The organism is Burkholderia sp. 22PA0099, assembly GCF_047497165.1.
In the GTDB taxonomy this organism is placed as follows: Bacteria; Pseudomonadota; Gammaproteobacteria; order Burkholderiales; family Burkholderiaceae; genus Burkholderia.
In genome coordinates this window covers 2,307,006-2,319,829 of the sequence record NZ_CP163165.1, presented here as the reverse complement: position 1 = coordinate 2,319,829, position 12,824 = coordinate 2,307,006, and the positions used below count along the sequence as shown (strand labels likewise).

Genomic DNA, 12,824 nt, shown 5'->3' with positions numbered 1-12,824 from the left:
ACGCGATCAAGCAGGAATTGCTGGCGCTGATGGCCGCCGAAGCGGGCGACCTGCCGGCCGACGACGATGCCCGGCCGACGCCGGTGGCGCGCGAGGCCGGCATGCCGCTGTCGTTCGCGCAGCGCCGGCTGGTGGTTCCTCGACCGGCTCGACCGGCAGGCCGGCGCGGCCTATCACGTCAACGTGGCGCTGCGCCTGAGCGGCGCGTTGAACGCCGAGGCCCTGCGCCGGGCGCTCGCGCGGATCGTCGAGCGCCACGAGGTGCTGCGCACCCGCTTCGAACTGGTGGACGACGAGCCGGTGCAGCGCATCGCCGCGCACGCGCCGTTCGTGCCGACGCAGCGCGACCTGGCCGGCCTGGCCGACCCGCACGCCGAGGCGCTGCGGCTGGCGCGCGAGCAGGCGGGCGCGCCGTTCGACCTGGCGGCCGGCCCGCTGGTGCGCGGCAGCCTGCTGCGGCTCGGCGAGCACGAGCATGTGCTGCTGGCCACGATGCACCACATCGTCAGCGACGACTGGTCGCTCGCCGTGCTGATCGGCGAGCTGCGCGTGCTGTACCAAGCGTTCGCCGCCGGGCTCGACGATCCGCTGCCGCCGCTGGCGATCCAGTACGCCGATTACGCCGCGTGGCAGCGCCGCTGGCTGTCCGGCGACGCGCTGCAGGCGCAGCAGGACTACTGGCGGGCCACGCTGCAAGGCGCGCCCGCGCTGACCGAACTGCCGCTGGATCGCCCCCGGCCCGCCGTGCAGGACTACGACGGGCACAGCCTCGACGTCCGGTTCGATGCGCCCTTGAGCGGACAGCTCAAGGCGCTCGCGCAGCGGCACGGCACCACCGTCTTCAACGTGATGCTGGCCGCCTGGGCCGCGCTGGTGGGGCGCCTGGCCGGGCAGGACGACGTGGTGATCGGCACGCCGGTGGCCAACCGCACGCGCACCGAGGTGGAGCCGCTGATCGGCTGCTTCGTCAACACGCTGGCGATGCGCATCGACCTGTCGGGCCGCCCGAGCGTGGGCGCGCTGCTCGAGCGCGTGCATGCGGCGACGCTGGACGCGCAGCGTCATCAGGACATTCCGTTCGATCAGGTGATCGAGGCGGTCAATCCGCCGCGCTCGATGACGCACACGCCGCTGTTCCAACTGGTGCTGAACTGGCAGAACGCCGAGCCGGACGGGCTCGCGCTCGGCGACGTGACGCTGCGCGGCCTGCCGATGGAGCAGGCGCGCGCGCAGTTCGACGCGAACCTGGAGTTGCGCGAGGATCACGGCGCGATCGTCGGCACGCTGACGTTCGCCACCGCGCTGTTCGACCCATCGAGCATGGCGCGCACGCTCGAGCGCCTCGCCACGTTGCTGGCCGGCATGGTGTGCGACGACGCGGCCTGCATCGACGCGATCGATCTGCTTTCCGCCGCCGAGCGCGAACGCCTGCTCGTGCACTGGAACGACACGGCGCGCGCGACGCCGCAGGCGGGCCTGGCCGCGCTGTTCGAAGCGCAGGCCGATCGCACGCCCGACGCGGTGGCGGTGGTGCACGACGATGACGGCGATGACAATGACGCCCCGGCCGGCCCGACCCATCTGACCTATCGCGAACTCGACCGGCGCGCGAATCGGCTAGCGCATCACCTGCGCGCGCTCGGCGTGGCCGAGGGCAGCCGCGTGGGCCTGTGCCTGCCGCGCGGCATCGACGCGATCACCACCGTGCTCGCCATCGTCAAGGCCGGCGCGGCCTATGTGCCGCTCGACCCCGCGCATCCGCCGCAACGGCTCGCGCTGATGCTGGACGACAGCGGCGCCGCGCACGTGGTCACGCAAGGCGCGCTGGCGAGCCGCCTGGCCAAAGGCGGTTTCGCCGGCCACACGATCGAACTCGACGCGCCGCACGCGCCGTGGGCGGCACAGCCCGACACGCCGCTGGGCCTCGACGGCCACCGCCAGTCGCTCGCCTATCTGATCTACACGTCGGGTTCGACGGGCCGCCCCAAGGGCGTGATGGTGGAGCACGGCTCGGTGATCGACCTGGTCGTCAATACCGATTACGTCGAACTGCGCGCCGGCCATGTCGTCGCACACGTGTCGAACCTGGCGTTCGACGCGGCGACCTTCGAGATCTGGGGCGCCTTGCTGACGGGCGCGCGCCTCGCCTGCATCGGCAGGCAGGCCGCGCTCGATCCGCGCCGCTTCCTGCAGGCGCTCGACCGGCACGGCGCCGACGTGATGTTCCTGACCACCGCGCTGTTCAATCAACTGGCCGCGCACGACAGCGGCGCGTTCGCCCGCTTCGACTGCCTGCTGGTGGGCGGCGAGCAGCTCGACCCGGCCGCGATCGCGCGGGTGCTCGCGGCCAATCCTCCGCAGCGGCTGCTCAACATCTACGGCCCGACCGAAGCCACCACGTTCGCGGTGTGCCACGAGATCACGGAAGCCTCGCCAGGGCACGGCGTGCCGATCGGCAAGCCGATCGCCAACATGCGCGCCTACGTGCTCGACACGCAGTTGCGGCCGGTGCCGAACGGCGTGCCGGGCGACTTGTACCTGGGCGGATCGGGCGTCGCGCGCGGCTACCTGAACCAGCCGGCGCTGACGGCCGAGCGCTTCGTCGCCGATCCGTTCTCGACCGACGCGCGGGCTCGGCTGTATCACACCGGCGACCGCGCGCGCTGGCTGCCCCAGGGCGTGCTGCAGTATCTCGGGCGGATCGATCATCAGGTGAAGCTGCGCGGTTTCCGGATCGAACTCGGCGAGATCGAGACGGCGCTGCGCGCGCTCGATGCGGTGGCCGACGCGGTGGCGATAGTGCGCGAGGACGCGCCGGGCGACCGGCGCCTGGTGGCCTACGCTGTGGCGGCGCGCGGGCACGCCGCGCCGGGGCTGGCGGCGCTCAAGGACGCGCTGTCGGGCACGCTGCCCGACTACATGGTGCCGGCGCAGGTGGTGTGGCTCGCTGCGCTGCCCGTCACGCCGAACGGCAAGCTCGACCGCCGCGCGCTGCCGGCGCCGGACGCGATCGTCAGCGATGCGGCCTATGCCGCGCCGCGCACCGCGACGCAGCGCGCGCTCGCGGAAATCTGGGCCGAGGTGCTGAAGGTCGAGCGGGTGGGCCTGCACGAAAACTTCTTCGAACTGGGCGGGCATTCGCTGCTGGCCGTGCAACTGGCCTCGCGCGTGCGCGGCCGGCTCGGCGTGGAGGTGGCGCTGGCCGAACTGTTCGCGCATCCGACGCTCGGGCAGTTCGCCGACGCGGTCGAGCAGGCGGGCGCCAGCGCCTTGCCGCCGATCGTGGCGCGCGATCGCGGTCGCGATGAGGCCGCCGCGCTGTCGTTCTCGCAGCAGCGCCTGTGGTTCCTCGACCGGCTGGAGCAGGGCGCGAGCACGGCCTATCACGTGATGGTGGGCCTGCGCCTGAGCGGCGCGCTCGATGCCGAGGCGCTGCGCCGCGCGCTGGACCGGATCGTCGCGCGGCACGAGATGCTGCGCACGCGCTTCGAGGTGGTGGACGGCGAGCCGGTGCAGCGCGTGACGGCCGATGCGCGCTTCGCGCTGGCGCTGCACGACCTGAGCGGCGAGGCCGATGAGGCCGACGCGCAGGCGCAGGTGCGCCGCCATCTCGCGGACGAGAGCGATACGCCGTTCGACCTGGCCGCCGGGCCGCTCGTGCGCGGGCGGCTGCTGCGTCTCGGCGAACGGGAGCATGTGCTGCTGGCCACGATGCACCACATCGCGAGCGACGGCTGGTCGATGAGCGTGCTGGTGCGCGAATTCAGCGCGTTGTATCACGCGTTCAGCCAGGGGCAGGCCGATCCGCTCGCGCCGCTCGCGATCCAGTACGCCGATTACGCGACGTGGCAGCGCGGCTGGATGACCGAAGCCGTGCTCGCGCGGCAACTGGCCTACTGGCGCGACACGCTGCAAGGCGCGCCCGAACTGCTCACGCTGCCGACCGACCGGCCCCGGCCGGCGGTGAAACGGCAGCGCGGCGCGATCCTGCCGCTGCGCTGGCCGGCCGCGCTGAACCGTGACCTGAAGGCCCTGAGCCAGCGCGCGGGCGCAAGCCTGTTCATGACGCTCGCCGCCGCGCTCGGCGTGGTGCTCGGGCGGCATGCCGGCCAGCACGACGTGTGCATCGGCCTGCCGAGCGCGAACCGTCATCACGCGGAGATCGAGCCGCTGATCGGCTTCTTCGTCAACACGCTGACGCTACGCGTGCGCGCCGAGCCCGCGCTGCCGTTCGACGCGCTGCTCGCGCAGGTGCGCTCGGACGCGTTGCAGGCCTATGCGTTCCAGGATCTGCCGTTCGAGCAGGTGGTCGATGCGCTGAATCCGGGCCGCACCACCAGCCATGCCCCGATCTGCCAGGTGTCGTTCAACCTGCAGAACGAGCCGTCGGCCGCGCTGGCGTTGCCGGGGCTGACGATCGACATGCTGGATGCCCACGGCGCGACGGCGAAGCTCGATCTGTCGGTGCATCTGCACGAGGCCGACGGCGATCTGGTAGGGGCGGTGGAATACGACACCGATCTGTTCGAGCGCACGACGATCGAACGCCTGTTCGCGCATTACGCGGTGTTGTTGCGCGCCGTGGTCGAGGCGCCGCACACGCCGGTCGGCCGGCTCGCGCTGCTGCCCGATGATGAGCGGGCGCAGGTGCTGGCCGGATGGAACGACACGGCGTCCGACCGCGGCGTCGCGCGCAACGTTCAGGCGCTGTTCGAGGCGCAGGTCGATCGCACGTCGAATGCCGTGGCGCTGCTGTTCGGGGATGAAGCGCTGACCTACGCGCAACTCGATGCCCGCGCCAATCAGATGGCGCACCGTCTTCAGGCGATGGGCGTGCAGGCGGAAACGCCGGTGGCGATCTGCCTGGATCGGTCGATCGAGTTGGTGGTAGCGGTGCTGGCCGTGCTGAAGGCGGGAGGTGCTTACGCGCCGCTCGATCCGTCGCAACCGTCGGACCGTCTCGCGTGGATCGTCGAGGATGCCGCGCTGCCGTTGCTCATCACGACCTCGGCGCTATCCGACCATGTGCCCGGTTTGATGCTGTTCCGCCTGCTGGTGGACGAGCACGCGGCGGCAATCGCTTCGCAGCCGACCGAACGCCTCGGGTTGGACGTGCATCCTCGGCAACTGGCCTACGTGATCTACACGTCGGGCTCGACGGGGCAGCCGAAGGGCGCGCAGCTTCCGCACGAAGGCTTGCTGAACCTCGCGCATGCGCAATCAAAACTGTTCGGCGTACAGCCCGGCGAACGCGTGCTGCAATTCGCGGCGTTCGGCTTCGATGCCTCGACGTGGGAAATCTTCATGGCCCTGAGCGCAGGCGCAACGCTGTGCCTGGCTCCCCGCGATCAACTGATGCCGGGGTTGACGCTCGAAGCGACGATCGCCCGCCTGGGCGTGCAGGTGGCGACGCTGCCGCCCGTGGTGCTGGCCGCAAGCTCGCCGGAATCGATGCCGACGCTGCACACGTTGATCAGCGCGGGCGAGGCCTGCTCGCAGGAACTGGTCGCGCAATGGTCACAGGGGCGGCGCTTCTTCAACGCGTATGGCCCGACCGAAGTGACGGTATGCGCCACGGCCTACGAAGTACCGGGCGCGCTGCTGCAAGCGCCGCCGATCGGTAAACCCGTGGCGAACGCGCAGGCGTACGTGCTGGATGCCTCACTGGAACCCGTACCGATCGGCGTAGCAGGCGAACTGTTCGTGGCGGGCGCGGGACTCGCACGCGGCTATCGCGGGCGGGCCGACCTGACAGCCGAGCGCTTCGTGCCGAACCCGTACGGCGAACCGGGCAGCCGGATGTACCGCACGGGCGATCTGGTGCGCTGGCTGGCCGACGGCAATCTGGAATATCTCGGCCGGATCGACCATCAAGTTCAAGATCCGCGGCTTCCGGATCGAACTGGGCGAAGTGGAAGCCGCGCTGCGCGCGTTGCCGCAGGTTCGCGACGCCGCCGTGCTCATGCACGAGGCCGACGCCGGCGAAAAGCGCCTCGTCGGCTACGCCGTGCCGGCCGACGGCCACGCGCGGGCCGAGCCTTACGTGCTGCTCGAGGCGCTGGCGAAAACCCTGCCGGACTACATGGTGCCGGCGCAACTGATGTGGCTGGACGCGCTGCCGCTGACGCCGAACGGCAAGGTGGACCGGCGCGCGCTGCCCGCGCCGGGCGAGATGATGAGCGGCGCGGCCTACGTCGCGCCGGGCACGCAAGCCGAGCGGACGCTCGCGGCGATCTGGGCCGAGGTGCTGAAGGTCGAACGCGTGGGCCTGCACGAGAATTTCTTCGAACTGGGCGGCCATTCGCTGCTGGCCGTGCAGTTGGCGTCGGCGATTCGCAGCCGGCTCGGCGTGGAAGTGCCGCTGGCGGAACTGTTCGCGCATCCCACGCTGGGCCGCTTCGCGCAGGTGCTCGAACAGGCCGGCGCGAGCCGCCTGCCGCCGATCGAGCCGCGCGAGTCGGGCGAAGCGGTGCCGCTGTCGTTCGCGCAACAGCGCCTGTGGTTCCTCGACCGGCTCGACCCACGCGCCAGCGCCGCGTACCGGATTCCGGTGAGCGTGCGCCTGAGCGGCGCGCTCGATGCCGAGGCGCTGCGCCGCGCGCTGGACCGGATCGTCGCGCGGCACGCGGTGCTGCGCACCCGCTTCAACGCGACCGACGGCGTGCCGATGCAGCGCATCGACGCCCACACGCGCTTCGCGCTGACGCTGCACGATCTGGCCGCGCAGCCCGACCCGGAACGCGGCGTGCACGCGCATGCCGAGGCCGAAGCGGGCGAGCCGTTCGATTTCTCGGCGGGGCCGCTGGTGCGCGGCCGTCTGCTGCGCCTGAGCGAACGCGAGCATGTGTTGTTCGTGACCATGCATCACATCGTCAGCGACGGCTGGTCGATGAGCGTGCTGGTGCGCGAACTGGGCGCGCTGTATCGGGCGTTCCGCGAGGGGCGCGACGACCCGCTGGCCCCGCTGCCGATCCAGTACGCGGATTACGCGGTGTGGCAGCGCCGCTGGCTCGCGGGCGAGGTGCTGCAACAGCAGCTTGCCTACTGGAAAGCCACGCTCCAGGGCGCGCCGGAACGGAGCACCTTGCCGCCCGACCACGCGCGCCCGGCGGCGCAGGACTACGCGGGCGAGAGCCTCGGCGTGCGGATCGACACCGCGCTCGGCGGCCGCATCAAGGCGTTCGCGCAACAGCGCGGCACCACGGTGTTCAACGTGGTGCTGGCCGCGTGGGCGCTGCTGGCCGGCCGCCTGTCGGGGCAGGACGACGTGGTGATCGGCACGCCGGTGGCGAACCGCACGCGCACCGAGGTCGAACCGCTGATCGGCTTCTTCGTCAACACGCTGGCGCTGCGCATCGACCTGTCGGGCCACCTCGACGCGGGCGAACTGGTGAGCCGCGTGCACGCGGCGACGCTCGCGGCCCAGGCGAACCAGGATTTGCCGTTCGAACAGGTGATCGAAGCCGCCAACCCGTCGCGCTCGATGGCGCACGCGCCGCTGTTCCAGTCGATGCTGGTCTGGCAGAACCAGGCCCAGGCCGACCTCGATCTCGGCGACGTGACGCTGCGGGGCATGGCCCCCGAGCGCGACCAGGCGCAGTTCGACGTGACGCTGGAACTCGGCGAAACCGGCGACGGCATCGCCGGCAGCCTGACGTTCGCCACCGCGCTCTACGAGCGCGCGAGCGTCGAGCGCTATCTCGGCTACTTCACGACGCTGCTCGACGCGCTGGTGGCCGACGCGAACCGGCCGGTGCGGCAGCTCGACATGCTGACGGCCGCCGAGCGGCAAGCCCTCGCTCACGACGGCAACGATCCGGCCGAGGCGCGCGACCCGTCGCAGAGCGCGCACGGCATGTTCGAGGCGCAGGCGGCGAGCACGCCCGACGCGCTGGCGGTGATCTTCGACGAGACGGCCCTGAGCTACGCCGCGCTCAATGCGCGCGCCAACCGGCTGGCCCGCGAGCTGGTGTCGCGCGGTGTCGGCCCGGAGGTGCCGGTGGCGCTGTGCCTGCCGCACGGCATCGACATGCTGGTGGCGATCCTCGGCGTGCTGAAGGCCGGCGGCGCCTACGTGCCGCTCGATACCCAATTGCCCGACGAACGGCTGCGCCAGATGCTGCGCGACTGCGCACCGCGGCTGGTGCTCGCCGATCACACGCTGCTCGAGCGGCTGCCCGACGGCGCGCTCGCGCTGAACGGCCCGCACGCCATCGATGTATCCGGCTGGCCCGACGGCAATCTGCAACGGCCCACGCACCCGGCCCAGTTGGCCTACTGCATCTACACCTCGGGCTCCACCGGGCTGCCGAAGGGCGTGCAGCTCGCGCACGGCGGCCTGGTGAACCTGATCCATGCGCAAACGCCGCTGTTCGGCGCGAAGCCGGGCGAGCGCGCGTTGCTGTTCGCGCGCTTCAGTTTCGACACCTCGGTCACCGACATCTTCATGGCGCTGACGGCCGGCGCGACGCTGTGCCTGGCGCCACGCGAGCGGCTGATGCCGCGCGGCCCGCTGGAGGCGACCATCGCCCGCCTGGGCGTGCAGATCGCCACGCTGCCGCCGGCCGTGCTCGCCTCGATGGACGCCGATGCCTTGCCGTCGGTGCATACGCTGGTCACCGCGGGCGAGGCCTGCACGCAGGCGCTGGCGGCGCGCTGGGCCAACGGGCGGCGCTTCTTCAACGCGTACGGCCCGACCGAGGGCACGGTGTGCGCGTCGGTGCAGCGCATCGCGGCCGACGCCGCGCGCGATCCGTCGATCGGCCGGGCGCTGGCCAACGTGCGGCTGCACGTGCTCGATGCCGACGGGCGGAGGCTGCCGCCCGGCGTGGCCGGCGAGCTGTTCATCGCGGGCGACGGCGTGGCGCGCGGCTATCGCGGCCGGCCGGACCTGACGGCCGAGCGCTTCGTGCCCGATCCGCATGGCGCGGCGGGCGGCCGCATGTATCGCACCGGCGATCGGGTGCGCCGGCTCGCGAACGGCGAGCTGGAATATCTGGGCCGGATCGATCATCAGGTGAAGCTGCGCGGCTTCCGCATCGAGTTGGGCGAGATCGAAGCGGCGCTGCGCGCGCAGCCGGCCGTGCGCGACGCGGCGGTGATCGTGCGCGAGGATCAGCCCGGCCACCAGCGCCTGGTGGGCTACGTGGTGACGGCCGACGGCCACGCCGCGGCGGACCTGCCGGCGCTGCGGCAGGCGCTGGCCGCGACGCTGCCCGACTACATGGTGCCGTCGCAACTGATGCGGCTCGATGCGCTGCCGCTCACGCCGAACGGCAAGCTCGACCGGCGCGCGCTGCCCGCGCCGGGCGAGTTGCACGGCGGGGCGGATCATGTCGCGCCGCGCACGCGCACCGAGCAGGTGCTCGGCGAGATCTGGTCGGCGGTGCTGAAGCTCGGGCGGGTGGGCGTGCACGACAATTTCTTCGACCTGGGCGGCCACTCGTTGCTGGCCGTGCAACTGGTGTCGGCGATCCGCAGCCGCCTGAACGTGGAGGTGGCGCTGGCCGAGCTGTTCGCGCATCCGGTGCTGGAACGGTTCGCGCGGGTGGTGGAGCACGCGGGCGCGAGCGCGCTGCCGCCGATCGGCGGGCGCGAAGCCGGCGACGCCGCGCCGCTGTCGTTCGCGCAGCAGCGGCTGGTGGTTCCTCGACCAGCTCGACCCGCGCGCCAGCGCCGCGTATCACATCCCGGTAGGCGTGCGCTTGAGCGGTGTACTCGATGCCGAGGCGTTGCGGCGGGCATTGAACCGCATCGTCGCGCGTCATGAGGTGCTGCGCACGCGCTTCGTGCTGATGGAGGGCGAGCCGGTGCAGCGCATCGAGTCGCCTACCTCGTTCGCGCTGTCGCTGCACGACCTGAGCGGGCTGGCCGACGCGGAGCATGAGGTGTTGCGCCATGCGCGGGACGACGCCGGCGCGCCGTTCGATCTGTCGGCGGGGCCGCTGGTGCGCGGCCGGCTGCTGAGGCTCGGCGAGCACGAGCATGTGCTGCTGGTGACGATGCATCACGTCGTCAGCGACGGCTGGTCGATGGGCGTGCTGATTCGCGAGTTCGGCGCGCTGTATCGGGCGTTCAGCGAGGGACGGGACGATCCGTTGCCGCCGCTGGCGATCCAGTACGGCGATTACGCGGCGTGGCAGCGCCACTGGCTCGCGGGCGAGGTGCTGCAACGGCAACTGGCTTACTGGAAGACGACGTTGCAAGGCGCGCCGGAACTGACCGCGTTGCCGCTCGATCACGCACGGCCCGCCGTGCAGGACTACGCGGGGCAGAGCGTCGAGATCCGCTTCGATGCCGCACTGAGCGCGGGCATCAAGGCATTGGCCCGGCGGCAGGGCACGACGGTGTTCAACGTGGTGCTGGCGGCTTGGGCTGGACTGGCGGGCCGCCTGTCGGGGCAGGACGACGTGGTGATCGGCACGCCGGTGGCGAACCGGATGCGCTCGGAAGTCGAGCCGTTGATCGGCTTCTTCGTCAATACGTTGGCGTTGCGCGTGGATCTGTCGGGCCGGCCTTCCGTGAGCGAACTGCTCGAGCGCGTGCACGACACGACGCTGGCGGCGCAAAGCCATCAGGACGTGCCGTTCGATCAGGTGATCGAGGCGGTCAATCCGTCGCGCTCGATGGCGCATGCGCCGCTGTTCCAGACGATGCTGGTCTGGCAGAACACGGCGCGGGCCGATCTCGATCTCGGCACGGTGACGCTGCGGGGGATCGCGCCCGCGGCCGTCCCGGCGCAGTTCGACGTGACGCTGGAGCTGGGCGAGTACGACGACCTTATCGCGGGGAGTTTGACATTCGCGACGTCGCTGTTCGAACGCGCGAGCGTGGAGCGGTATCTCGGTTATTTCACGGCGCTGCTCGACGGCATGGTGGCCGATAGCGGCCAGCCGATGTTGCAACTGAAGATGCTGCCGGAGGCGGAACGCCGACAGGTCATGCACGGCTGGAACGATACGGCGATGACGTGCGAGCGTGCGCAAAGCGTGCACGGGATGTTCGAGGCGCAGGTGGCGCGAACGCCCGAAGCGGTCGCGGTGCGCTTCGAGGATGAGGCGCTGACCTATGCGCAACTGAACGCGCGGGCGAATCGTCTGGCCGATCATTTGGTGACACGCGGCGTCGGCCCCGATGTGATGGTCGGCATCTGCATGCATCGCGGTATCGATCTGTTGGCAGCGTTGCTCGGTGTCATGAAGGCGGGAGGCGGTTATTTACCGCTGGACCCGGCGTTCCCGGCCGAGCGGCTGGCGATGATGCTCGACGACGCGCAACCGGCGCTGGTGCTGACGAACGATGGTTTGCTGCCCGACCACGCAAGACGTTTGGACCTGGGCGAATGGCCGGCCGGCAGCGAAGATTTCCGCGTCGAAACACGGCCCGACGGCGATCAGATCGCCTACATCCTCTACACATCAGGTTCGACAGGCCGGCCGAAGGGCGTTCAGGTCACGCAGCACGGGATGCTGAACATCCTCATGTCCTTGCAGCGCGATCTGAAGCTGGAAGCGCAGGACAAGCTGTTGAGCGTATCGACGCTGTCATTCGATATCGCCGCGCTGGAGCTTTGCTTGCCGTTGTTCAGCGGTGCCTGCGTGGGGATCGCTTCGCGCGAAACCGCGCTCGATCCGTCGAAGCTGGCTCTGGCGCTCGAATCGCGTGAAATCACGGCGATGCAAGCCACGCCCTCGACGTGGCGCATGTTGATGGACTTCGGCTGGACGCCGAGCCAGGATTTCCTGCTGATCAGCACCGGGGAGGCGTTGCCGCGCGATTTGGCGGAGCAACTGCTGCAATCGGTGGCCTCGGTCGTCAATCTGTACGGCCCGACCGAAACCACGATGTATTCGACGATCTCGCGCGTATTCCCGAGCGAGCACGGCGTGCGCATCGATATCGGTCGCCCGGTGGCAAATACGCAAGCCCACATCCTCGATGAAGCGCTGGAACTCGTACCGATCGGGGTAGCGGGCGAATTGTTCCTGGCAGGCGCGGGCGTATCGCGTGGCTACCGTGATCGTCCGGACCTGACAGCCGAACGCTTCATTCCGAACCCCTATGGCGAACCCGGCAGCCGCATGTACCGCACCGGCGATCTGGTGCGCTGGCTTCCGCACGGCGAACTGGAATATCTCGGCCGGATCGACCAACAAGTGAAGCTGCGCGGCTTCCGCATCGAGTTGGGTGAAATCGAAGCCACGCTGCGCAGCCTGCCCGAAGTGCGCGATGCAGCGGCGATGGTCCGCGAGGATCAGCCGGGCCACAAGCGCCTGGTGGGCTACGTCGTGGCCGCCGAAGGCCACGCGCCGGCCGGCACGCAGGCCTTGCGGCAAGCGCTGTCGCTCACGCTGCCCGACTACATGGTCCCGTCGCAACTGATGTGGCTCGACGCGCTGCCGCAAACCCCGAACGGCAAGCTCGACCGCCGCGCGCTGCCGACACCGGACGCGTTGCGAGCCGAATCGGAGTACGTGGCCCCGAGCACCGAAGTCGAGAAAACCCTGAGCGCGATCTGGTCCGAGGTGTTGAAGCTCGACCGCGTGGGCATCCACGACAACTTCTTCGAACTCGGCGGCCACTCGCTGCTGCTGGTGCGTGTGCATCAGCGCCTGGCGAGCCTGACGTCGAAGCCGGTGTCGATCATCGATCTGTTCCAGTACCCGACGATTTCCCAACTCGCGAGCCTGCTGCATGCCGACGCCGACGCGCAACACTCGCAGATCAAAACCCAGGTCGACGCCGCGGCGCGACGCGGCGAGCAACGGCGCAGGCGCCACGCCGCCGCGCCCGGCAGGACGAGGCAAGCATGACGGCCAACGCTG

The 12,824-nt window shown here is 70.5% G+C and carries 2 protein-coding genes and 1 pseudogene; all 3 read left to right on the top strand.

From position 1 onward, the window contains the following. Window positions 1–66: 66 nt before the first annotated feature. Window positions 67–5,817 (top strand): annotated as a pseudogene (locus tag AB4851_RS25835) (amino acid adenylation domain-containing protein); the annotation flags it as partial. A gap of 94 nt (window positions 5,818–5,911) precedes the next feature. Continuing rightward, entirely contained in the window at window positions 5,912–9,769 is a 3,858-nt protein-coding gene (locus AB4851_RS25830; RefSeq protein WP_414449353.1) for an amino acid adenylation domain-containing protein, read from the top strand. Then, window positions 9,687–12,812, top strand: a complete 3,126-nt coding sequence (locus AB4851_RS25825) for a non-ribosomal peptide synthetase (RefSeq protein ID WP_414451948.1) — start codon at window positions 9,687–9,689, stop codon at window positions 12,810–12,812. The genes AB4851_RS25830 and AB4851_RS25825 overlap by 83 nt, the downstream gene beginning before the upstream one ends. The last annotated feature ends 12 nt before the right edge of the window (window positions 12,813–12,824 follow it).